22 protein-coding genes are annotated in these 23,181 nt (G+C 66.5%); 13 read left to right on the forward strand and 9 right to left on the reverse strand.

Annotated elements, in window-relative coordinates:
* Positions 1 to 18: 18 nt before the first annotated feature.
* From K5L94_RS14665 to K5L94_RS14685, 5 genes are all read right to left on the reverse strand, one after another.
* The gene (locus K5L94_RS14665) at positions 19 to 699 is read right to left on the reverse strand and encodes a DUF2058 domain-containing protein (protein WP_053450239.1); all 681 of its coding nucleotides are present in this window, start codon (positions 697 to 699) and stop codon (positions 19 to 21) included.
* 10 nt (positions 700 to 709) lie between these two features.
* Positions 710 to 952, reverse strand: coding sequence for a SlyX family protein (locus K5L94_RS14670; protein WP_005410256.1), 243 nt, complete (start codon positions 950 to 952; stop codon positions 710 to 712).
* Positions 945 to 2,294, reverse strand: a complete 1,350-nt coding sequence (locus K5L94_RS14675; RefSeq protein ID WP_271261916.1) for a UDP-glucose dehydrogenase family protein — start codon at positions 2,292 to 2,294, stop codon at positions 945 to 947. Before K5L94_RS14675 ends, K5L94_RS14670 begins: the two co-directional genes overlap by 8 nt.
* A gap of 23 nt (positions 2,295 to 2,317) precedes the next feature.
* A complete protein-coding gene (locus K5L94_RS14680; protein WP_053450241.1) occupies positions 2,318 to 3,295 on the reverse strand; it encodes an FKBP-type peptidyl-prolyl cis-trans isomerase N-terminal domain-containing protein in 978 nt (325 codons plus the stop codon).
* Positions 3,296 to 3,391: 96 nt separating this feature from the next.
* Entirely contained in the window at positions 3,392 to 3,979 is a 588-nt protein-coding gene (locus tag K5L94_RS14685; protein WP_164086344.1) for a glutathione peroxidase, read from the reverse strand.
* 615 nt (positions 3,980 to 4,594) lie between these two features.
* Between K5L94_RS14685 and K5L94_RS14690 the strand changes: the two genes are divergently transcribed.
* The 6 genes from K5L94_RS14690 to K5L94_RS14715 all read left to right on the forward strand — a co-directional run bounded on the left by K5L94_RS14690 (position 4,595) and on the right by K5L94_RS14715 (position 8,931).
* A complete protein-coding gene (locus K5L94_RS14690; RefSeq protein WP_006453095.1) occupies positions 4,595 to 4,954 on the forward strand; it encodes a GntR family transcriptional regulator in 360 nt (119 codons plus the stop codon).
* A complete protein-coding gene (locus tag K5L94_RS14695; RefSeq protein ID WP_006453096.1) occupies positions 4,954 to 5,829 on the forward strand; it encodes an ABC transporter ATP-binding protein in 876 nt (291 codons plus the stop codon). The genes K5L94_RS14690 and K5L94_RS14695 overlap by 1 nt, the downstream gene beginning before the upstream one ends.
* Positions 5,826 to 6,851 carry an ABC-2 transporter permease gene (locus tag K5L94_RS14700; protein WP_053450243.1) on the forward strand — a complete coding sequence of 342 codons (1,026 nt, stop codon included), beginning with the start codon at positions 5,826 to 5,828 and terminating at the stop codon, positions 6,849 to 6,851. The genes K5L94_RS14695 and K5L94_RS14700 overlap by 4 nt, the downstream gene beginning before the upstream one ends.
* A 25-nt stretch (positions 6,852 to 6,876) precedes the next feature.
* On the forward strand, positions 6,877 to 7,764 hold the full coding sequence (locus K5L94_RS14705; RefSeq protein ID WP_049458772.1) for a DUF4097 family beta strand repeat-containing protein: 888 nt from the start codon (positions 6,877 to 6,879) through the stop codon (positions 7,762 to 7,764).
* A gap of 29 nt (positions 7,765 to 7,793) precedes the next feature.
* A complete protein-coding gene (locus K5L94_RS14710) occupies positions 7,794 to 8,405 on the forward strand; it encodes a DUF2884 family protein (RefSeq protein ID WP_053450244.1) in 612 nt (203 codons plus the stop codon).
* Positions 8,406 to 8,505: 100 nt separating this feature from the next.
* Positions 8,506 to 8,931 (forward strand): hypothetical protein, encoded by a 426-nt coding sequence (locus tag K5L94_RS14715; RefSeq protein WP_053451349.1) that lies wholly within the window; start codon positions 8,506 to 8,508, stop codon positions 8,929 to 8,931.
* A 70-nt stretch (positions 8,932 to 9,001) separates the two neighbouring features.
* On the opposite strand, the gene K5L94_RS14720 is transcribed toward K5L94_RS14715, so the two are convergent.
* Positions 9,002 to 10,441, reverse strand: a complete 1,440-nt coding sequence (locus tag K5L94_RS14720; RefSeq protein WP_006453168.1) for a class II fumarate hydratase — start codon at positions 10,439 to 10,441, stop codon at positions 9,002 to 9,004.
* Between the two features lie 293 nt (positions 10,442 to 10,734).
* Here K5L94_RS14720 and purB point away from each other — a divergent pair, with 293 nt between their 5' ends.
* The 6 genes from purB (at position 10,735) to lpdA (ending at position 20,867) form a co-directional block, all read left to right on the forward strand.
* Positions 10,735 to 12,102 (forward strand): adenylosuccinate lyase, encoded by a 1,368-nt coding sequence (gene purB / locus K5L94_RS14725; protein WP_053450245.1) that lies wholly within the window; start codon positions 10,735 to 10,737, stop codon positions 12,100 to 12,102.
* A gap of 685 nt (positions 12,103 to 12,787) precedes the next feature.
* The gene (locus K5L94_RS14730) at positions 12,788 to 14,203 is read left to right on the forward strand and encodes a ribosomal protein uL16 3-hydroxylase (RefSeq protein WP_053450246.1); all 1,416 of its coding nucleotides are present in this window, start codon (positions 12,788 to 12,790) and stop codon (positions 14,201 to 14,203) included.
* Positions 14,204 to 14,212: 9 nt separating this feature from the next.
* The gene (locus K5L94_RS14735; protein ID WP_053450247.1) at positions 14,213 to 15,109 is read left to right on the forward strand and encodes a GNAT family N-acetyltransferase; all 897 of its coding nucleotides are present in this window, start codon (positions 14,213 to 14,215) and stop codon (positions 15,107 to 15,109) included.
* Between the two features lie 186 nt (positions 15,110 to 15,295).
* Positions 15,296 to 18,127, forward strand: a complete 2,832-nt coding sequence (locus K5L94_RS14740; protein WP_006453251.1) for a 2-oxoglutarate dehydrogenase E1 component — start codon at positions 15,296 to 15,298, stop codon at positions 18,125 to 18,127.
* Positions 18,128 to 18,167: 40 nt separating this feature from the next.
* Complete coding sequence (sucB, locus tag K5L94_RS14745) at positions 18,168 to 19,367, forward strand: dihydrolipoyllysine-residue succinyltransferase (RefSeq protein ID WP_008265271.1); 1,200 nt, start codon at positions 18,168 to 18,170, stop codon at positions 19,365 to 19,367.
* A 63-nt stretch (positions 19,368 to 19,430) separates the two neighbouring features.
* Positions 19,431 to 20,867, forward strand: a complete 1,437-nt coding sequence (gene lpdA / locus K5L94_RS14750) for a dihydrolipoyl dehydrogenase (protein WP_008264626.1) — start codon at positions 19,431 to 19,433, stop codon at positions 20,865 to 20,867.
* Positions 20,868 to 20,939: 72 nt separating this feature from the next.
* On the opposite strand, the gene K5L94_RS14755 is transcribed toward lpdA, so the two are convergent.
* On the reverse strand, positions 20,940 to 21,809 hold the full coding sequence (locus K5L94_RS14755; protein WP_274510751.1) for a LysR family transcriptional regulator: 870 nt from the start codon (positions 21,807 to 21,809) through the stop codon (positions 20,940 to 20,942).
* A gap of 122 nt (positions 21,810 to 21,931) precedes the next feature.
* Between K5L94_RS14755 and gstA the strand changes: the two genes are divergently transcribed.
* The gene (gene gstA / locus K5L94_RS14760; RefSeq protein WP_274510752.1) at positions 21,932 to 22,534 is read left to right on the forward strand and encodes a glutathione transferase GstA; all 603 of its coding nucleotides are present in this window, start codon (positions 21,932 to 21,934) and stop codon (positions 22,532 to 22,534) included.
* Positions 22,535 to 22,596: 62 nt separating this feature from the next.
* Here the strand turns inward: gstA and K5L94_RS14765 are convergent, their stop codons facing one another.
* Together K5L94_RS14765 and K5L94_RS14770 are read right to left on the reverse strand one after the other, a co-directional pair.
* Positions 22,597 to 22,848: a hypothetical protein gene (locus K5L94_RS14765; RefSeq protein ID WP_164086741.1), complete on the reverse strand. Its 252-nt coding sequence runs from the start codon at positions 22,846 to 22,848 to the stop codon at positions 22,597 to 22,599.
* Positions 22,845 to 23,057, reverse strand: coding sequence for a hypothetical protein (locus tag K5L94_RS14770; protein WP_005410275.1), 213 nt, complete (start codon positions 23,055 to 23,057; stop codon positions 22,845 to 22,847). The genes K5L94_RS14765 and K5L94_RS14770 overlap by 4 nt, the downstream gene beginning before the upstream one ends.
* Between the last annotated feature and the right edge of the window lie 124 nt (positions 23,058 to 23,181).

Consider the following 23,181-nt stretch of genomic DNA (forward strand, 5'->3'; position numbering starts at 1 on the left):
CTCATCCTGCAGTTCCGCTTACCAGACCAGGTCGTCCGGCACCTGGTATTGCGGATCCGCGTACGGATCTTCCTCGGCGGGCGCATTCGGGTCGACCTTCAGCGCGACCGACGCGGCGAACACCGCTTCGGACTGTGCCAGCACCTCGGCGGTCACCAGCAGGTAACGGCCATTGAGCTGCACCACGCCCAGTTCACCGGCATTGAGTGCGGTCAGCTGTTCGGCGGTGACGTAGATGCGCTTGATCTTGCCGCCATACGGGAAGTGGCGGGCAATGTCCGCCGCTTCGGCATTGAGGCTCTTGTCCTTCAGCAGTTCTTCCAGCTTTGCCTTCGCCTCGCGGCGGACGCGTGCTTCTTCCTGCTTCAGGCGCTCGGTCTCGATGCGCTCTTCCTTTTCCTTCTGCGCACGGATGGCGTAGGCCTTGGCCAGGTCCATCTCTTCGGCGCTGCGCGGCTTGCGCGGGCCTTGCTGGCCGGGGCCACGCGACGGGCCGGGCTTGCCGGCGCCGCCATGACCATGGCCACGACGCTCGCCGGGCTTGTGTTCGCCCTTGCCAGCGCCCTGCGGCTTTCCATTGCCATTGCCACCCTTGCCCTGCGGGCGGCCATCGCGGCGGGGGCCATCATTCTTGCGCTCGGGCTTGGGGGCGGGCTTGAAGCCCAGGCCCATCAGCTGGTCGCGGAGGGTATCGCTCATAGGGTTCGGATCAGTAGTGCGGCGGCGGCGGTTCGCTCGCCGGATCGGAAGAGTTCAGTGCGTTGCGGACCTTGCCCAGGTCTTCCAGCAGCACGCGCAACACATCGGCGTTGCGCATGCCCTGCATGCGGGCATCGGCCAGCGCATCGCTCAGTTCGGCCAGCGCCTGTTCCTGGAAGGACACGCGCATTTCCAGCTCGACCAGGCGCGCTTCCAGCGCCTGCTCACGTTCGGTCGGCAGCAGATCAGACATGCAGCGAGCGCCCCCGGCCGATGCCGTAGTAGGCCAGGCCTGCCGCTTCCACTTCAGCCGGGTCATACAGGTTGCGCCCGTCGAACACCGCCGCGTCCTTCAGCTGCTCGCGCAGCTTCTGGAAATCGGGGCTGCGGAACTGCTTCCACTCGGTCACCACCACCAGCGCGTCGGCCCCCTGCAGCGCGTCATCGGCACTGCTGCAGAACACCAGGTCGTCGCGCTCGCCGAAGATCCGCTGCGATTCATGCATGGCTTCGGGGTCGTAGGCACGCACGGTGGCGCCCCCTTCCCAGAGCTGTGCCAGCAGGCGACGGCTGGATGCCTCGCGCATGTCGTCGGTATTCGGCTTGAATGCGAGGCCCCACACGGCAAAGGTCTTGCCGCGCACGCCTTCATCCTCGCCCCTGTCGTAGTGACGCTGGATGAGGGCGAACAGATGCCCCTTCTGCGATTCGTTGACCGCCTCCACCGCGTTCAGCAGCTTCGGCTCCAGGCCATGCTGCTGGGCGGTGCGGGCCAGTGCCTGCACGTCCTTCGGGAAGCACGAGCCGCCGTAGCCGGCACCCGGGTAGATGAAGTGCCAGCCGATGCGCGGGTCCGAGCCAATGCCCTGGCGGACCTGCTCGACGTCGGCACCGACGCGTTCGGCGATGTTGGCGATTTCGTTCATGAACGAAATCTTGGTCGCCAGCATCGCGTTGGCCGCGTACTTGGTCAGCTCGGCCGAACGCACGTCCATTTCCACAACGCGGTCGTGGTTGCGGTTGAACGGCGCATACAGGCGGCGCATCACCGCCACCGACTCTTCGCTGGTCGCACCGATGATGATGCGATCCGGGCGCATGCAGTCGGCGACCGCGTCGCCTTCCTTCAGGAATTCCGGATTGGACACCACGTCGAAGGCGATGTCCGCGCCACGTGCGGCCAGTTCCTCGGCGATGGCCGCACGCACCTTGTCGGCCGTGCCGACCGGCACCGTCGACTTGTTGACCACCACGGTCGGCACACTCATGTGCCGGCCGATGGTACGGGCCACGGCCAGCACGTACTGCAGGTCCGCGCTGCCATCCTCGTCCGGCGGCGTGCCCACCGCGATGAACACCACCTGGCCATGCTCGATGGCGGCCGCGGCATCGGTGGTGAACGCCAGCCGCGACGCGGCATGGTTGGCCTTCACCATCGGCTCCAGGCCCGGCTCATAGATCGGGATGATGCCCCGGTTGAGGCCATCGACCTTGGCCTGGTCGATGTCGACGCAGACCACCTGATGACCAACGTCGGCCAGGCAGGTGCCGGTCACCAGCCCTACATAACCGGTACCGAAAATCGCAACGCGCATGTCCGTGCAGGCTCCGTGGTCGCTTACGGCAGGACGCCCAGCAGCTCGACGTCGAACGTCAGAGTTGCGTTCGGGCCGATCGGGCCACCCGGGGTGCCGTTTTCGCCGTAGGCCAGGTTGCCCGGAATCCAGAAGCGGTACTTCGAGCCCACCGGCATCAGCGCGACGCCTTCGGTCCAGCCCTTGATCACCTGGTCCAGGCCGAACTCGGCCGGCTGGCGGCCGTAGGAGCTGTCGAACACGGTGCCGTTGAGCAGCTTGCCTTCGTAGTTCACGCGCACCTTGCTGCTCGGCAGCGGACGCTCGCCGCTACCCGGGCGGATGACCTGGTACTGCAGGCCCGACGCGGTGGTCACCACGCCCGGCTGGGTCTTGTTCTTGGCCAGGAAGGCATTGCCTTCTTCGCGGTTGGTCTGGGCGGCGGCGGCGGCCTTGGCCTGCATTTCAGCCTGCTTGCTGCCCATGAAGGCCTGGATGGTGGCGGTCGCGTCAGCTTCCGTCATCTTGGGCTGGCCCTTGTTCAGACCGGTGCTGATCGCGTCAAACAGCGAGGCGACGTCGATGTCGTCCTTCAGCTGCGCCAGCGACGGGCCGACCGAGTACGAACCGATCATCTGCGACACCTTGACGCGATCGACCTTCGGCGGCTGCGAACCCGGCGCAACGCCCGGTACCTGCTGGCCACTGCGGGCCATCACGACCTGGCGCAGGGCGGCATCGGTGGCCTTGGCCTGTTCCTGGGTGATCTGCGGCTGCAGGCCTTCGAACGAACGCTCCACCGCGGTACGCAGGGCGGCAACGTCGATCTCATCGGCAATCGGGGTGAACGACTTGGCCACGTCCAGGCCGATGGCATAGCCGAGCTTCTGCTTGGGGGAATTCAAGGTTGCGGTCTCCTTGGCGGCTGCGGGGGCAGCCGGTTGTTGCGACAGAGCGACACCCGAAGTGCCCATCGCCAGAATCAGAACCGACGCCGCGGCGCCGCGCATTCCCATCTTCATTCGCTGCATTCCTGGAAGTGTCTGGGCGCCGACGTCGGCGCGAAAAGAAACATTGTCGCACGCATGCCGGAGATGTCGAGGCATGCGTGGCGGATATCAATGCGTGGCCGCTGCGGCCAGGGCCTTGTCGATGGCCGCGGTCAGCTGCGGATCGTCCGGCGTGACCTTGCTGGCGAACTGGGCGATGACCTTGCCATCGCGGCCGACCAGGTACTTGTGGAAGTTCCAGCCCGGCGCGACGCCGGTCGCAGCGGTCAGCCGCTGGTACAGCGGCGTGGCCTCGGCCCCGACCACGTGCACCTTCTCGAACATCGGGAACTTGACGCCATAGGTCAGCGTGCAGAAATCCTGGATCTGCTTTTCGTCACCCGGCTCCTGGCCCTTGAAATCATTGGACGGGAACCCGAGCACGGCGAAGCCGCGGCCGGCATAGCGCTTCTGCAGCGCCTCCAGGCCTTCGTACTGGGGCGTGTAGCCACACTTGCTGGCGGTGTTGACCACCAGCAGCACCTGCCCGTGGTAGCGCTGCTGCAGGTTGACCTGCTGCTTGCTGGCCAGCGGCCGGTACTCCAGGTCGAGCAGATCGGCCGCCAGGGCACTGGCCGAACCAGCGACACCAGCCACGATCAGGACCAGCAGGGACAGGCCGCGCATGCGGCGCGGGGAAACGGTCGACAGAGGCATCAGGAACAGTCCGCGGTAGCCATTCACAGGGCCCGGCCGCTACCGGCCGGGAATCGGCCGAACTATAGCACCGGGCCCCTGCCGCCCTGATGGCACAGGCCCCGGATGGCTTTGCGCGGCATGGCGTTTGCCTGGCCCAGCCTGCCGGCGCACCGCAGTGATGACATGGCATGGACATCACTGAATGGAAGCCCGATCGCCCCCTCCCCGCACGACAGATTTATTTCTCTTTAGAATCAACTGCTTGATGGGATATTTCGGCGATATGACCACCCCTGCCATCAGTTGGGGCCGGCAAGGACTTGCACGGCGGCGTGCCGGTGTTATAGTTGCATACAACACCAGTCACCTGAGACAGGGGGAAGCCATGAACACCCGGATGCGTCGCACGCTCACCGCGCCTGCGGTCACTGCAGTTTCCACCCTGCTCGTGCTCACCTGGCTGGCCGTGCCCGCCTCTCCCGCCACCGCACTGCCCTCCGGCAGTGCACAGGACACAACCGCTTCGCCGGCAGGGAACGCCGACTCCTCCCCCCCTCCCCCGCGTCGGCTGCACAGCTCCCTGTCCATGCCGTATTTCTCGTTCGCCCAGCCGCTGACCCCACGGAGCTGAATATGAGCGACATCCAGTGGAGCGACGGCGCTCCCATCTACCGTCAGTTGAAGGAGCGTGTGATCGCCATGATGCTCGACGGAATCCTCAAGCCGGGCGATGCCCTGCCTTCGGTGCGCCAGGTGGCCGCCGACTATCAACTCAACCCCATCACCGTTTCGCGCGCTTACCAGGAACTGGCCGATGAAGGCCTGGTCGAGAAGCGCCGCGGCCTGGGCATGTTCATGACCGAGCAGGCGGCCACGCAGCTGCGCAGCAGCGAGCGGGACCGCTTCCTCAACGAAGAATGGCCGGCGGTGCTGGAGCGCATCCAGCGCCTGGGCCTGAGCCTCGACGAATTGCTGCCCCAGGGGAAAGTCTGATGAATAGCACTGCAAGCGAATCGGTCATCACCGCCCGAGGCCTGCGCAAGGCCTACAAGACCACGGTCGCCCTCGACAATGCCAGCTTCAGCATTCCGAGCGGACGCATCGTCGGCCTGATCGGCCCCAACGGCGCGGGCAAGACCACTGCGTTGAAGGCCATCCTCGGCCTGACCTCGGTGGAAGGCGAACTCAATGTGCTCGGCCGCGACCCGCGGCTGCACCGCGACGAGCTGATGAACGACATCTGCTTCATCGCCGACGTTGCCGTGCTGCCGCGCTGGCTGAAGGTGCGCGAGGCGATCGATTTCGTGGCCGGCGTCCACCCGCGCTTCGACCGCGCCCGCTGCGAGCGCTTCCTGGCCAACACCAAGCTGCAGCCCAGGCAGCGCGTGCGCGAACTGTCCAAGGGCATGATCGTGCAGCTGCACCTGGCACTGGTGATGGCCATCGATGCCCGCATCCTGGTGCTGGACGAACCCACCCTGGGCCTGGACATCCTGTATCGCAAGGAGTTCTACCAGCGCCTGCTGGAAGACTACTTCGACGAGCAGAAGACCATCATCGTCACCACCCACCAGGTGGAAGAGATCGAGCACATCCTCAGCGACGTGATGTTCATCCGCGATGGCCGCATCGTGCTCGATGCGGAAATGGACGACGTCGGCCAGCGTTACACCGAGCTGCTGGTCAATGCCGACCAGCTGGAAACCGCCCGCGCGCTGAAGCCGATCGACGAGCGCAGCCTGGCGTTCGGCAAGACCGTGATGCTGTTCGATGGCGTACCACGCGACCAGCTTTCGACCCTTGGCGAGACCCGCATCCCGGGCCTGGCCGACCTGTTCGTCGCCATCATGAAGGGGACCTACGCATGAATGCCGTCAACCACCCCGTCAGTCCGCTGGGTACCCTGCGCTGGCTGCTCAAGCGCGAGTACTGGGAAAACCGCGGCGGCTTCCTCTACGCGCCGCTGATCGCCGGCCTCATCTCGCTGGTGATGAGCAGCATCGGCATCGCCTTCGGCCTGTTCGCGTTGAACCGCGCCGCACGCAGCGGCGGGCTGCATGTCGATGGCGAAAGCGTCAACGTCAATGGCCTGGACCTGGCACTGCTCACCCGCAACATCAATGGCAAGGACCTGGCCGACCTTGGCAACGGCCTCGACCTGACCCTGGTGCTCAGCTCGGCCTGGCCGTTCCTGGTGCTGGCCTTCGTGGTGTTCTTCTATTGCCTGGGCGCGCTCTACGACGACCGTCGCGACCGCAGCATCCTGTTCTGGAAGTCGCTGCCGCTGTCGGACACCCAGACCGTGCTGTCCAAGGTGATCAGTGCACTGATCATCGCACCGCTGATCGCGGTGATTGCCGGCATCATCACCATGTTCGGCTTCATGCTGGTGATCAGCATCGTTGCGCTGGCCCACGGCGGCAGCCCGATGACGCTGATCTGGGGGCCGGCCAGCCCGCTGACCCTGGTCGCCGGCCATCTGGCCTGGATCCCGGTCTACGCCCTGTGGGCGCTGCCCACCGCCGGCTGGCTGCTGTTGTGCTCGGCCTGGGCACGCACCAAGCCGTTCCTGTGGGCGGTGATGCTGCCACTGTTCGCCGGCGTCATCATCAGCACCACCAAGGTCATGCCGCTGATCGGCCTGACCACCGGCTGGTTCTGGCAGAACATCGTCGGCCGCCTGCTGCTGGGTGCCGTTCCGGGCATGGACCTGGTGTACCGCGTCGGCGTGAACAATTCGCACAGCGACCTGAAGTCCATCGCCTCACTGCTTGGCCCTGGAGCACAGCTGCAATCCCTGGCGATGCCGGAACTGTGGATCGGTGCCGCCGTCGGTGCAGTGTTCATCTTCCTCGCCATCCGCCTGCGCAAGCGCGCCGGCGAGATCTGATTCCATCCACCTGGAGGCACCACCCATGCGTTCCCTGCTCGCCTGTTCCGCGTTGTTGCTGTTGCCGCTGTCGGCACTCGCTGCCGATGCCCCGAACTGCAAGTTCACTGCTGCGCGCACGTTGAAGCTGGATGTGGCCGGTGCGCGGGCGGTGGTGTTCGAAGTCAACCAGCATGACCTGAAGATCGTCGCCAGCAAGGGCGGCGGCCAGCTTGACGGTCGTGCCTGTGCATCCAGCCAGGAGTGGCTTGATCAGCTGGTGCTGGACCAGCGCAAGGAGGGCGACAAGCTGGTGGTAAGCCTGCGCCGCGAGGGCCGCAACAGTGGCATCAGCCTCGGCAACAGCTACGCCTGGCTGGATATCCGCGGCAGCGTGCCGGACAACCTGCCGCTGCAGCTCAAGGTCGGCTCCGGCGACGCCAGCGTGGAGAACGCACAGTCGCTCAGCGTGGATGTCGGCTCTGGTGATGCGGTGGCCCGCGGCACCCGCGGCGACATCCATGCGGCAGTGGGTTCGGGCGACCTCAACATCGATGGCGGTGGTTCGCTGAACCTGCTGTCGCTGGGTTCCGGCGACGTCAACGTGCGCAACATCAGCGGTAACGCCAGCACCGGTACGGTCGGCTCCGGCGACCTGAAGATCAGCGATGTGCGCGGCAATGCCCGGCTGGATACCGTCGGTTCGGGCGATATCGAGTTCAAGCGCGTGCAGGGCAGCGTTGAAGTCGGCGTGGTCGGCTCCGGCGGCGTCGACCTGGCCGACATCGGCGGCGATGTGCATGTCCGCAGCCACGGTTCGGGCGACATCCAGGTCGACGGCGTTCGCGGCAGCCTGACCGTCGACCACAGCGGCAGCGGCGATGTCGAGCACCGCAACGTCAGTGGCAGGGTCACCCTGCCGCGCGGCAAGTAACCTCTTCCAGACACGTCCAGGGGACCACCATGAAGCTGTCGCGCCTGTTGCCCGCCACCCTGCTGTGCCTGCCGCTGATCGCCTGCGGTGGCACGTCCTCCCCATCCGACAAGACCGTCGGCAAGAGCGTCGCCGAAGCCACCAGCGGTGTCGGCGATACGGTCAAGCAAGCCATTGACGATGCCCATAAGGAGATCACCGAGGGCAACATCAAGATCTCCGCCGACCAGCAGCCACGCGCTGAAATCACCCCGGATGGCCGCCTGCTGATCGCGGGCAAGGAAATCACCGCCAATGACACCCAGCGCCGCCACCTGCAGGAATACCGTGGCCACGTTGTAGCCATCGCGATGGACGGCATGGATATCGGCCTGGCCGGCGCCAAGCTGGGAGCCAATGCGGCCGGTGAAGCACTGAAGGGCATCTTCAGCGGCGACAGCGAAGGCGTGGAGAAGCGCATCAACGCCGAAGCCGCAAAGATCGAGGCCCAGGCCAAGCGCATCTGCGAACGCCTCCCGGCGATGCTGGCCAGCCAACAGGCACTGGCGCGTGAACTGCCTGCGTTCAAGCCGTACGCAACCATGGACCAGAGTGACGTGGACGACTGCGGCAAGAACAACGGCGCCACGTTCTCCAGGTGAGTCAAATCAGCGCACCCGGCCGCCCCTGGCATTCCACGGTCGGCCGGGCTGCGCTGGCGGGCTTACAATGGCGGCCCCGGACGTCCCCGAACCGAATGCCATGAAGAAGTTGTTCCTGCTGCTGGCCGCCCTGCTCTGCCTGGGCCTGGTCGGCTGTGACAAGGATTACCGCAACCACCGCGCCGAGCGCGGCAAGCCGAAGATTTCCGTCAGCGAAGGCATGGTCACCGTGCGTCGCCCGCCGGCACCGAACATCATCATCCTCGGCGATGGCACGATGAAGGTGGACGAGATCCAGATTCCGCTGGACGACGCGCAGAAGCAGATGCTGCAGACCATGTTCGGCAAGCTGCAGGTGCTGCGCCAGAACACCCTGGTCGCCGCCCCGGCCGACCCGAACATGCAGCCGGTGAAGATCCAGCCGCCGGAGGGCATGGAGGTGATTCCGGCAGACCTGATCCAGCGCATCCCCGAATTCAAGGACTACACCGACACCTTCGGCAACATCGTCGCCGACCGCCGCTGAAGAAAAACGCCGCCCGAGGGCGGCGTTCCTGCGTGTGGTGGGTGTGAACCTTGGTCCGCACGCCGTTCGATCAACCGCCGGCGCCACCGCCCCCGGCCTGGATGCCGCCGGCAGTCAGCGCGGCCGGGTCCAGCAGGCGGCGCAGTTCGGCCTCGTCCAGGCCGCTGTCCTCCAGCGCCACGTCCAGCACCGGGCGCTGTTCCTTGTACGCCCGCTTGGCGATCGCCGCCGCCTTCTCGTAGCCGATGATCGGGTTCAATGCAGTGACCAGGATCGGGTTGCGCGCCAGCGCCTCGGCCACGCGGTCCTCGCGCACCTTCAGGCCGGCGATGGCGCTGTCAGCCAGCAGCGTGGACACATTGGCCAGCAGACCGATGCCATCGAGCAGGTTCACTGCGATCAATGGCAGGGTGACATTGAGCTGGAAGTTGCCGGTCTGCCCGGCCACGGTGATCGCGGTGTGGTGGCCGATCACCTGCGCGCAGGCCATCACCGTCGCTTCCGGAATCACAGGATTGACCTTGCCCGGCATGATCGAGCTGCCCGGCTGCAACGCCGGCAGTTCGATCTCGCCCAGCCCGGCCAGCGGACCGGCGTTCATCCAGCGCAGGTCATTGGCGATCTTGATCAGCGCCACCGCCAGCGCATTGAGCTGGCCGGACAGTTCAACCGCATCGTCCTGCGCGGCCAGGCCCTCGAACTTGTTCTCGGCGCTGTCGAACTTGAAGGACGTCTGCTGCTTCAGTGCCTTGGCCACCTGCGCGCCGAAGCGCGGGTCGGCATTGATGCCGGTGCCGATCGCGGTACCGCCCAGCGGCAGGCGACGCACGCGCTTGAGGCTGTCCTCGATGCGTTCCTGCGCCGAGGCGAGCTGCGCCGACCACGCGCCGAACTCCTGCTCGAAGGTCAGCGGCATCGCATCCATCAGGTGGGTGCGCCCGGTCTTGACCACCTTGCGCAGGCTGCGGCCCTTCTTGTCCAGGGTCTTGCGCAGGTGCACCAGCGCCGGCAGCAGCTGTTCATGCGCCGCCAGCACCGCCGACACGCGCAGCGCGGTCGGGATCACGTCGTTGGAGCTCTGCCCCTGGTTGACGTGGTCGTTGGGATGCACCGTGGTCTTGCCCGCCTTGCCGGCACGGTTGGCCAGGGTGGCGATGACCTCGTTGGCATTCATGTTCGAGGACGTGCCCGAACCGGTCTGGTAGACGTCTATCGGGAAATGCGCGTCCCAGTCACCGGCGGCCACTTCGGCGGCCGCGACCTGGATCGCCTTGGCCACGGTCTTGGGCAGGTGGCCCAGCTCGGCGTTGACGCCGGCGGCGGCGCCCTTGACCAGGCCCAGCGCGCGGATGAAACCACGTGGCATGCGCTGGCCCGAGACCGGGAAGTTCTGTACGGCGCGCTGGGTCTGCGCACCCCACAGGGCATCGGCAGGCACCTGCAGCTCGCCCATGCTGTCATGTTCGATCCGGAATCCCGGGGTGGCACCCTTGCTTGCAGCTTTGCTCATTGCATCAACTCCGCACTACTTCAGTTGGGGAAAGGGAAGCGGCGGCTGGCAGGGTGTCGCTTCCCGGGCTGGCGGCTGCGACAACGATACTCCCTTGCCTGCAGCGTGGGATGACGAGGGCGGGCCAGATCGTTCCGCCTGCGCGGCCGTTCTGCACGCTCCAGGGTAGTGCCGGCCGCTGGCCGGCAGCGCATGGAATCGCTGGCCGGGTGTGGTCGCCGGCCAGCGGCCGGCACTACCTGACCGGCACGTCGTAGAATATGGCCCCCGCCGCTCGTCCCCGCCCTGCCGACATGTCCGATTCCGCCCTGCTCGCCCTGTCCCCGCTTGATGGCCGTTACGCCGGCAAGGTCGACGCCCTGCGCCCGATCTTCTCCGAATATGGCCTGATCAAGGCCCGCATCACGGTCGAGGTGGAATGGCTGCTGGCCCTGGCCGCCGAGCCGGGCATCGTCGAACTGGCCCCGTTCTCCGACGCCGCCGTCGCCCGCCTGCGCGCGCTGGCCGCCAACTTCAGCCCGGCCCAGGCCGCGCGCGTCAAGGAGATCGAGCGCACCACCAACCACGACGTCAAGGCGGTGGAGTACTTCATCAAGGAACAGCTGAAGGACGACGCCGAGCTGGCCCCGGCGCTGGAATTCGTGCATTTCGCCTGCACCAGCGAAGACATCAACAACCTCAGCTACGGCCTGATGCTGGAACAGGCCCGCCGCGAAGTGCTGCTGCCGACCCTGGACGGCATCGCCGCCTCCCTGCGCACCCTGGCCCACGCCCAGGCCGGCCAGCCGATGCTGTCGCGCACCCATGGCCAGACCGCGTCGCCGACCACCCTGGGCAAGGAGCTGGCCAACGTGGTCGCGCGCCTGGAACGCCAGCGCAGGCAGATCGCCGCAGTCGAACTGACCGGCAAGATCAACGGCGCGGTCGGCAACTACAACGCGCACGTGGCCAGCTACCCGGACGTGGACTGGCCGGCCTTCGCCGAGCGCTTCGTGACCGGCCTGGGCCTGGTGTTCAACCCGTACACCACGCAGATCGAGCCGCACGACAACGTCGCCGAGATCGGCGATGCCGCACGCCGCGCCAACATCATCCTGATCGACCTGGCCCGCGACATCTGGGGCTACATCTCGCTGGGCTACTTCAAGCAGCGCCTGAAGGAAGGCGAAGTCGGCTCGTCGACGATGCCGCACAAGGTCAATCCGATCGATTTCGAGAACGCCGAAGGCAACTTCGGCATCGCCAACGCGCTGTTCGAGCACTTCAGCGCGAAGCTGCCGATCAGCCGCTGGCAGCGTGACCTGACCGACTCCACCGTGCTGCGTGCGCTGGGCACCGCGTTCGGCCACAGCCAGGTGGCGCTGGATTCGCTGGCCAAGGGCCTGGGCAAGCTGGAAGTGAACCCGCAGCGCCTGGACGCCGATCTGGACGCGGCCTGGGAAGTGCTGGCCGAGGCCGTGCAGACGGTGATGCGTCGCCACGGCCTGCCGAACCCGTACGAGCAGCTGAAGGCGCTGACCCGTGGCCAGGGCATCACCGCCGAGTCGATGCGGGCGTTCGTGCAGGGGCTGGAGCTGCCGGCGGATGCGAAGCAGCGCCTGCTGGAGATGACTCCGGGCAGCTACACCGGCCTGGCTGAGTCGCTGGCGAAGAAGATCTAAGGGGTTTCCTTTGCGGCGGCGGCCGCGGGCGCTGCCTGCGGCAGGCAACGGCAACGGCAACAGCAACGGCAACGGCAACAGCAACGGCAACAGCAACGTCAAAAGCGGCTCTGGATTGATGCCAGCTGGGCGGGTCGGGAGGGGCCAGCGGGACACGCCGTAAACCCATCCATGGGGGCTCGATGGCGCCATCCATGGCGCCAACGGTCCCGCTGGCCCCTCCCGACCCACCTCTGACACATTCCTGGTGACGGATCGAAGAGCATTGGGTTGTCGGGACGGAATTTTGAAAGAGGGACGCGGCTTCGCCGCGTCCCTCTTTTGTTTTGGAATGAGCAAGCGCAGCGCGCGCCCCGCTGTTGCCCTTGATTCTCTTTTCCATTCCGTGGCGGGCCGCGCAGGAAACTGTCAGGGGCCGGGTGGGGTGGGTTCGCGGGACCGTTGGCGCCATGGATGGCGCCATCGAGCCCCCATGGATGGGTTTACGGCGTGTCCCGCGAACCCACCCCACCCGGCCCAGCGCGGCTTCTGCCTTCTGCGCCCCCCCCGCCACGAGGGGCTCCGCCGTTGGCCGGAACCCCCGCGACAAACCCGCGCACGTGCGCAATCCCAGCGAACGGCGGACAATGGAGGCCTCAGGCGGCCCGCCGTGCCGCCCTCCCGTTTTCCGCTGCAAGGATTCCCCATGGCCGCCCGCAAGTCCTCCGCCCCCCTGATCGAAGTCACCGCACGCCCCGGCCAGCCGCTGGGCATGGCCCCGGCCGTCTTCCTGCGCGATTTCTGGCAGAAGCGCCCGCTGCTGATCCGCAATGCCTTCCCGGATTTCCAGACCCCGGTGCAACCGGAAGACCTGGCGGGCCTGGCCTGCGAGGAAGGCGTGCTGGCGCGCCTGATCGAACATGACAAGGCCCAGGATGGCTGGCGCGTGCGCACTGGCCCGTTCCAGGAAGACATCTTCCCCGCCCTCCCCGACCACGACTGGACTCTGCTGGTACAGGACGTGGACAAGTGGGACAAGGACGTGCGTGCCCTGATCGAGCACTTCAGCTTCCTGCCGCGCTGGCGCATGGATGACGTGATGATCAGCTTCGCCGCCACCGGTGGCTCGGTCGGCGCCCACGTCGACCAGTACGACGTGTTCCTGCTGCAGGCCCATGGCCACCGCCGCTGGCAGATCGACGCCAGCGAATCGATCAAGGGCAAGCAGCCACCGCTGGGCTTCCGCCCGGACGTGGAACTGAAGCTGCTGAAGGTGTTCAAGCCGACCCACGACTGGGTGCTGGCACCGGGCGACATGCTGTACCTGCCGCCGAACGTGCCGCACCACGGCGTGGCTGAAGACCCGTGCCTGACCTTCTCGTTCGGCATGCGCGCGCCGTCCTCGGCCGAGCTGATCAGCGACTACCTGGATACCCTGATCGCCGATGCCGACGAGAACATCCGCTACCAGGATGCCGACCTGAAGGTGCCGGCCGACCCGAACGAGATCGACACGGTGGCGATGGCCCGGGTGATCACCGCCCTCAATGCGATCCGCATGAACGACCCGGACAAGCTGGGCGACTGGTTCGGCCGCTTCATCACCACCTACCGCGCCGCCGGCGAAGTGATGGCCCACCAGGCCGCACCGGCAGCGGAAGAAGTGGTCCAGGCCCTGGCGTCGGGCCTGCTGCTGCAGCGCCACCCGTGGGCGCGCCTGGCCTGGCGCCGGGCCAAGCGCGGTGCCAGCCTGTACGTCAGCGGCCAGGACTTCGCTCTGCCGGTGAAGGACGCGCAGCGCCTGGCCGGTGCCGAGCAGCTCGACGCCGCCGCCTACCGCGGCCTGTCCGACAAGGGCCGTGCCGTGGTCCAGCGGCTGCTGGTCGGCGGCGTGTTCCAGCTGATCGACCCCAACGAGCTGTATGACGCCGAAGACGAGGACGACGGCGAGGACAGCGTGGTGCTGGGCGAGGTGGTCGAAGGCCGTGACCGCGTGGACGCGATCGACGACGACGCGGTGTCCGACGATGTCCACACCGTGACCGTCCATGACGACGGCATCGAAGTCATCGTCAACTTCGAGGACGACGAGGAAGACGACAGCGAGACCGGCCGCGCCTGAGCCATCACGATGATCCGGGTCCAGCAGGTCAGCCACGCCGACGCCCACGTCGCGATCCACGACGTGCGCCAGCGCGTGTTCGTGCAGGAACAGGGCATCGCCGCCGAGCTGGAACGCGATGCGCTGGACCCGGTCAGCGCCCATGTGCTGGCGCTGGACGCTGAAGACCGGCCGGTCGGCACCGGCCGGCTGGCACCGGACGGCCGTATCGGTCGCATGGCGGTGCTGGCCAGCCATCGCAGCCACGGGGTGGGTGAGGCCCTGCTGCTGGCCCTGGTCGAGGCCGGGCGCCGGCTCGGCCTGGCCGAACTGCATCTGCACGCCCAGCTGCCGGCCCGGGCGTTCTATGCCCGCCAGGGCTTCCTGCCCGAGGGCGATGTGTTTGAAGAAGCCGGCATCGGTCACCAGCAGATGCGCCGCCGGCTGGGCGCGGCCAGCGCCATCGACAGCCGCGCCGAAGCGGTGGACATCACCACCGCCATCGTCCATCGCGCCCGTCGCCAGCTGTGGCTGCACAGCCGCCAGCTGGACCCGGGCCTGCTCGACACACCGCCCGTGCAGGCCGCCCTGCGCCGTTTCGTCACTGCCCGCCACGACAAGCAGCTGCGGGTGATCGTGCACGATGCGGCGGCGATCGCCTCGGCCGGAGCGCCCCTGCTGGCGCTGGCCCAGCGCCTGCCAAGCGTGATCCAGATCCGCGAGGTCTCCGATCCGATCGACCGTGCGCTGGCCTCGGCGTGCGTGCTCAACGATGCCGGCGACTTCTACTTTCGTCTGATCGGCCACCGCCTCGACGGCGAGGCCGGCATCGCGCTACCGGCACGTTCGCAGCCGTTCGAGCAGCAATTGCAGCGTGTCTGGGACCGTTCGCGCGATTGCAGCGAACTTCGCGCGCTCGGCCTCTGAGCGGAGCGGGCTGCCTCAACCTGTCTGGAAGCGGCACCGGTGGACCTGCGATGCCTCGGGCGGCGCCCCTTCGTGTCCGGTTGGGGGTACAATTTGGCTGTTTGAACGCGCCCGCGCAGGGCTATTCATCTTCCTGCCGGGTCCTTCTGAAGCCATACCCCACAAAGCGAATCAACACCCTCCATCGTGGACAATCAACTGAAGCAGTTTGCGCAATCTTCGCAACTCGCCGGCGGCAACGCCTCCTATGTCGAGGACCTGTACGAGCAGTACCTGGTCTCCCCGGATAGTGTCGATCCCAAATGGAAAACCTACTTCGACGGCTTCAAGGGCCGCGAAGCAGGTGACATTCCGCACTCGGCCGTCATCTCCCACATTGCGGACGCGGCCAAGGATGCGCTGAAAGCCGGCACCGGCAACGGTGCGGGCGACGAGCGTGAGCGCAATGTCGGTCGTCTGATCACCGCCTACCGCTCGCGCGGCCATCTGGACGCCCGCCTGGACCCGCTGGGCCTGACCACGCCGGTCAACACCCCGGACCTGGGCCTGCCGTTCCACAGCCTGTCCGATGGCGACCTCAACAGCGAATTCAGCACCGGCGGCGTCGGTGGCCAGCCGCGCATGAAGCTGCGCGACCTGCTGGCGCGCCTGAAGGCGACCTACACCGGCTCGATCGGTGCGGAGTTCATGCACATCTCCGAGGTCGAGCAGCGCCAGTGGATCTACAAGAAGCTGGAAGCGGCCGGTGGCAACTACCAGCTGGACGCTGACACCCAGCGCCGCACCCTGGAGCGCCTGACCGCGGCCGAAGGCCTGGAACGCTACCTGCACACCAAGTACGTCGGCCAGAAGCGCTTCTCGCTGGAAGGCGGCGACTCGCTGATCCCGATGATGGACACCATCATCCGCAGCGCTGGCAAGGATGGCGTCAAGGACGTGGTGATCGGCATGGCCCACCGCGGCCGCCTGAACGTGCTGGTCAATACCCTGGGCAAGAACCCGCGCAAGCTGTTCGACGAGTTCGAAGGCAAGTTCGAGCACGACGAGCACGCCTCGGCCGGTGACGTGAAGTACCACATGGGCTTCTCGGCCGACGTCGCCACCGACGGCGGCCCGGTGCACCTGGCGCTGGCGTTCAACCCGTCGCACCTGGAAATCGCCGACCCGGTCGTGGCCGGTTCCGTGCGTTCGCGCCAGGAGCGCCGCAAGGACACCGCGCGCAAGCAGGTGATGCCGATCCTGATCCACGGCGACGCGGCCTTCTCCGGCCAGGGCGTGGTCATGGAGCTGTTCCAGATGTCGCAGGCCCGCGGCTTCGCCGTCGGCGGCACCGTGCACATCGTGGTCAACAACCAGGTCGGCTTCACCACCTCCAACCCGCTGGATACGCGCTCCACGCGCTACGCCACCGACGTGGCGAAGATGATCGCCGCCCCGGTGCTGCACGTGAACGGCGATGATCCGGAAGCGGTGGTGTTCGCCGCACAGCTGGCCTTCGAGTTCCGCCAGACGTTCGCCAAGGACGTGGTCATCGACCTGATGTGCTACCGCCGTTGGGGCCACAACGAGGCCGACGAGCCGGCGATCACCCAGCCGCTGATGTACCAGGTGATCCGCAAGCACGCCACCACCCGCGAGATGTACGCCGAGCAGCTGGAAAAGGCGGGCGTGATCGCCGCTGGCGCCGGCAAGGCGATGGTCGATGCGTACCGCGAGAAGCTGGACGCCGGTGAAGTGACCACCGAGCTGGCCAAGGTCGAGAAGACCCCGCCGAGCAGCCCGCTGTTCGTCGATTGGCCGAAGCTGCTGGAAGGCAAGCTGTCCGACCCGGTCTCGACCAAGGTCGAGAAGAACAAGCTGGTCGAGCTGGCCAAGCTGATCAACACCGTGCCGGACGAAGTGCAGCTGCACTCGCGCGTGGCCAAGGTCTACGACGACCGTCGCAAGATGGCTGCCGGCGAGATCCCGGGCGACTGGGGCTTTGCCGAGAACCTGGCCTACGCCACCCTGCTCGACGAAGGCCATGCACTGCGCCTGGTCGGCCAGGACGTCGGCCGCGGTACGTTCACGCACCGCCACGCGATCCTGCACGACCAGAAGACCGACAACTACTACATGCCGCTGCGGCAGCTGGTGGATTCTCCGGAAAAGGCCACCGTCATCGACTCGCTGCTGAGCGAAGAAGCGGTGATGGCCTATGAGTACGGCTTCTCCACCACCGATCCGAACACGTTGTGCATCTGGGAAGGCCAGTTCGGCGACTTCGCCAACGGCGCCCAGGTGGTGATCGACCAGTTCATCGCTGCCGGTGAAGCCAAGTGGGGCCGTATCTCCGGCCTGACCCTGCTGCTGCCGCATGGTTATGAAGGGCAAGGCCCGGAACACAGCTCGGCGCGCCTGGAGCGCTTCCTGCAGCTGTGCGCGCTGGAGAACATGCTGGTGGTGGTGCCGTCGACCCCGGCACAGGCCTTCCACATGCTGCGTCGCCAGCTGCACCTGACCACCCGCAAGCCGCTGGTGGTGATGTCGCCGAAGTCGCTGCTGCGCCACAAGCTGGCCGTGTCGACCCTGGACGAACTGGCCAACGGCGAGTTCCAGCACCTGATCGGCGACGCCAACGCCGATGCCAAGAAGGTCAAGCGCGTGGTGCTGTGCTCGGGCAAGGTCTACTACGACCTGCTGGAAGACCAGACCAAGCGTGGCCAGGACGACGTGGCGATCATCCGCGTGGAGCAGCTGTACCCGTTCCCGCGTGCGCTGCTGGCCGCCGAACTGAAGAAGTACGGCAAGGCCACCGACGTGGTGTGGACGCAGGAAGAACCGCAGAACCAGGGTGCGTGGTACCAGATCCGCCACCACCTGCAGTTCTGCCTGGCCGATGGCCAGAACCTGCACTACGCCGGTCGCGCACGTTCGGCTTCGCCGGCTGCCGGTCACATGGCTGACCACGTCCGCGAACAGCAGCAGCTGGTCGCCGATGCACTGGTCAACCCGTTCAACGACACGTTCGCTGAATAATCCTCCCCCTATTTAGAAGACAAACCAGGAAGCTCCCGCAATGGCCACCGAAGTCAAAGCCCCGGTACTGCCCGAATCCGTCGCCGACGGCACCATCGCCACCTGGCACAAGAAGGTGGGCGACGCCGTCAAGCGCGACGAAAACCTGCTTGACCTGGAAACCGACAAGGTCGTCCTGGAAGTGCCGTCGCCGGTCGACGGCGTGCTCAAGGAAATCAAGTTCGCCGAAGGCTCGACCGTGACCTCCAGCCAGGTCGTGGCGATCATCGAAGAAGGCGCCGTGGCCGCTGCCCCGGCTCCGGCCGCTGAAGAGAAGAAGGCTGAGGCCGCGCCGGCCGCTGCGGCTCCGGCCGCTGCTGCCGCTCCGGCCCCGGCTGCCAAGTCGGCCGCCGACGCGCTGCCGCCGGGCGCCCGCTTCACCGCCATCACCGAAGGCGTGAACCCGGCCGATGTCGACGGCACCGGCCGCCGCGGCGCGGTGACCAAGGAAGACATCGTCAACTTCGCCCGCAACGGCGGCGCCGGCAAGGCCGGTGGCGCACGTCCGGAAGAGCGCGTGCCGATGACCCGCATCCGCAAGCGCATCGCCGAGCGCCTGATGGAGTCGAAGAACTCGACCGCCATGCTGACCACCTTCAACGAAGTCGACCTGTCCAAGGTGTCGGCGGCGCGCAAGGAACTGCAGGACGAGTTCGTCAAGGCCCACGGCATCAAGCTGGGCTTCATGAGCTTCTTCGTGAAGGCCGCTGCCAACGCGCTGCAGCGCTTCCCGCTGGTCAACGCCTCGATCGACGGCGACGACATCATCTACCACGGCTACTCGGACATCTCGATCGCCGTCTCGACCGAGAAGGGCCTGGTCACCCCGGTCCTGCGCAACGTCGAGCGCATGTCGTTCGCCGACATCGAAAAGACCATCGCCGACTACGCCAAGAAGGCGCGTGACGGCAAGCTGAGCCTGGAAGAACTGCAGGGCGGCACCTTCACCGTGACCAACGGCGGCACCTTCGGCTCGCTGCTGTCGACCCCGATCATCAACCCGCCGCAGAGCGCCATCCTGGGCATGCACGCCATCAAGGAGCGTCCGATCGCCCAGAACGGCCAGGTCGTGATCGCGCCGATGATGTACCTGGCGCTGTCCTACGACCACCGCATCATCGACGGCAAGGACTCGGTGCAGTTCCTGGTGGACATCAAGAACCAGCTGGAAAACCCGGGCCGCATGCTGTTCGGCCTGTAAGACACCTCCCGCCCCTCCGCGCCCGCGCGGAGGGGTTCTGGTAATGCATCAAGGAATAATTCAATGGCTGAACAATTCGACGTCGTCGTCATCGGTGCCGGCCCGGCCGGTTACCACGCTGCCATCCGCGCGGCACAGCTGGGCCTGAAGACCGCCTGCATCGACGCAGCGCTGGGCAAGGACGGCAAGCCGGCCCTGGGTGGCACCTGCCTGCGCGTGGGCTGCATCCCGTCCAAGGCGCTGCTGGATTCCTCGCGCCAGTTCTGGAACATGGGCCACATCTTTGGCGACCATGGCATCAGCTTCAAGGATGCCAAGATCGACGTCGAGGCGATGGTTGGCCGCAAGGACAAGATCGTCAAGCAGTTCACCGGCGGCATCGGCATGCTGTTCAAGGCCAACAAGGTCGCCGCCTACTACGGCTTCGGCGAACTGCAGCCGGGCAACGTGGTCAAGGTCACCCAGCATGATGGTTCCATCGTCGAGCTGAAGGGCACCAACGTGATCATCGCGGCCGGTTCGGATTCGATCGAACTGCCGTTCGCCAAGTTCGACGGCGAGACCATCGTCGACAACGTCGGCGGCCTGGACTTCACCGAAGTGCCGAACCGCCTGGCGGTGATCGGCGCCGGCGTGATCGGCCTGGAACTGGGCAGCGTGTGGAAGCGCCTGGGCGCTGAAGTCACCATCCTGGAAGCACTGCCGGAGTTCCTGGCCGTGGCCGACGCCGAAGTGGCCAAGACCGCTGCCAAGGAATTCAAGAAGCAGGGCCTGGACATCCGCCTCGGCGCCAAGGTCTCGAAGACCGAGATCACCGGCAAGGGCAAGAAGAAGGAAGTCGTTGTCACTTACACCGACAGCGAAGGCGAAAAGACCCTGACCGTGGACAAGCTGCTGGTGGCCGTTGGCCGTCGCGCCGCCACCAAGGGCCTGCTGGCTGAAGGGACCGGCGTCAAGATCAACGAGCGCGGCCAGATCGAAGTCGACGCGCACTGCCACACCGGCGTCAACGGCGTGTGGGCGGTCGGCGACTGCGTGCGCGGCCCGATGCTGGCGCACAAGGGCTTCGAGGAAGGCATCGCGGTGGCTGAGCTGATCGCCGGCCTGCCGGGCCACGTCAACTTCGACACCATTCCGTGGGTCATCTACACCGAGCCGGAACTGGCCTGGGTCGGCAAGACCGAAGCCCAGCTGAAGGCCGAAGGCATTCCGTACAAGGCCGGCAGCTTCCCGTTCGCCGCCAACGGCCGTGCCGTGGCGATGATCGAGCCGGCAGGTTTCGTGAAGATCCTGGCCCACGCCGAGACCGACCGCATCCTCGGCATGCACCTGGTCGGCGCCAACGTCTCCGAGCTGGTGCACGAAGGCGTGCTGACCATGGAGTTCAGCGGCTCGGCCGATGACCTGGCCCGCATCTGCCACGCCCACCCGTCGCTGTCGGAAGTGATCCACGACGCGGCGATGGCGGTCAGCAAGCGCGCCATCCACAAGGCGAACTGATCGTTCGCTGACAGTGCCGGCCGCTGGCCGGCACACTCCAGCAATCAAAAAACCCCGCCTCGGCGGGGTTTTTCATTGGCCGCGCAGCTCGTCCAGCAACAGCCGGGTCGCCCGCGATGCCTTTCCGGCATCCGAACTGACAAGACCGAACACCCGTTGGATGAGCGGCCGTAGCGGCATCACCCGCAGGCCATGCCGGTCCTCAGGCAGCGTGGATTCGGGCACCAGCGAAACACCCAGCCCTTCGCGGACCAGTACGCAGGCACTGGCCCAGTCGCGCACGGTCACCCGTACGTCCGCCATTTCCAGGCCAGCGTCACTCATCAGGCGCTGACCATTCACCGTACAGCCGCCCGTTGCAAGGATGAAGGGTTCGCCCGCCAGCTCGCTCAGCGCCACCCCGCCCCCGGTGGCGCGACGCCCCAGCGGATGCGCCTGCGGCAGCACCGCCATCCACTCATCGCTGCCCAGTGCCAGCGGGTCTCGATCAGCAGCGGGGTTCATCACCACCCCGACATCGACCATGCCGGATGCCAGCCAGTGCTCGACCTCCACGTCGGTACCTTCCACGGTCACCACCTCGATGCCCGGGTGACGCCGCCGGAAATCACGCAACAGCGGAGGCAACACGCCCGAGATGATCGAAGGAAAGCTGGCCAGGCGGATGCGGACTCCACTCACCCCGCGGCTGTCGTCGGCCAGCGCGCGAATGGCCTGCAGGCCGCCCAGCATGCTGCGTGCGTGTTCGATCACTCGCCGCCCCAGCGCGGTGATCTCCACCTGACGCCGCTCGCGCACGAAGACCGCAAAGCCCAACGAGGCCTCCAACTGGGCCAGCGCCTGGCTGGCACCGGATTGGCTGATGCCGACGCGATCGGCGCCGCGCGAGATGGTTCCCTCGTCGGCCACGGCAACCAGCAGGCGCCAATGGGCAAGATTCATCATGGCAGGCAGTAGCCCAGCTTATGGCATGGAAATCGAAGATTGATTTTACCGGATACCGCCGGGCCAGCAGACTGCCCTGCATCGGCTGTCCCAGCCGCTCTTCCCTCTCGAGACCGTCCATGAAGCTGTATTACGCGCCCTACACCTGCTCGCTGTCGCCGCATATCGTGCTGCGCGAGCTCGGCCTCCCGTTCGAACTGGTCAAGGTCGACAACGCGACCAGGCAGACCGCCGATGGCCGCGACTTCCGTACGATCAACCGCAAGGGATACGTTGCCGCGCTGGAGCTGGACGACGGCCAGGTGCTGACCGAAGGCCCGGTGATCGTCCAGTTCCTGGCCGACCTGAAACCCGAATGCGCGCTGGCCCCGCCCGTCGGCAGCTGGGAGCGGGTACGGCTGCAGGAGTGGTTGAACTTTGTCACCAGCGAAATCCATGCTGGTTCGGCACCGCTGTTCAATGCCGCGCTGCCGGAAGAGGCCAAGGCATTCTTCCGTGCAAAACTCTTCAAGCGCTTCGATCTGCTGCAGGAAATCCTGGCACAACAGGATTTCCTGATGGGTTCAACCTTCAGCGTGGTCGATGCCTATCTGTTCACGGTGCTTGGCTGGTGTCGCTTCTTCTCCATCGATCTGGCGGCGTGGCCGGCGCTGCCGGCCTACACCCGCAGGGTCAACGCGCGACCGGCCGTGCAGGCAGCGCTGCGTGCCGAGGCGGCATGATGCAAGGCCGCGCCCCTGCGTGATCTGGCCGTTTTGGAGAGCAGCCGGGCATGGGCTCCGCGCTACACCTTTCCAGCCGGCTTCTTCGGTGGATCGTCGCAGACCTTGTGCTGAACAACCGTATCGCCGGCCTTCCATTCCTTCACCACCCGGCAGCGCTCCCGGGCTTTCGGTGTCGCCGCCGCCGCGGCATCCGCTTCGTCGGCAGCCGCGGTCTGCTGGCGCTCGAGCCAGGCAGACGGCGGCGGCACCGCCGGTGTAGCGAGCGCTGGCAGCGCAACCTGCGCCAGCGCGGCCAACAGCAGCGCCCTCATGCGGCCACCGGGCCGCCACCGAGCAGGCGTGCCGGCAGCATGAACAGCGCGCGCAGGAACGCGAACAGCGCCGAGAAGGTGATGCCGACCAGGCGGAATGGCAGGCTCAGCAGCCACACGAACGGCCAGGCGATCAGGGCGAGGATCGCCAGCGGCCAGCACAGCACGAACAGCAGGCACCACACACCGAGCGCAAACAGGGTCTTCATCACGGTCTCCTTGGGGCGGCACCCTGCCGCCTGTGGACACCATGGCGCCCCACCCTCGCTGCCCGCAAACGGTTTGCGACGAAACCGGGCTGGGGGCGATGAAACCGGTGGTGGGGAAACCGGA

Origin of the sequence: Stenotrophomonas forensis (assembly GCF_028752115.1) — a bacterium.
In the GTDB taxonomy this organism is placed as follows: Bacteria; Pseudomonadota; Gammaproteobacteria; order Xanthomonadales; family Xanthomonadaceae; genus Stenotrophomonas; species Stenotrophomonas forensis.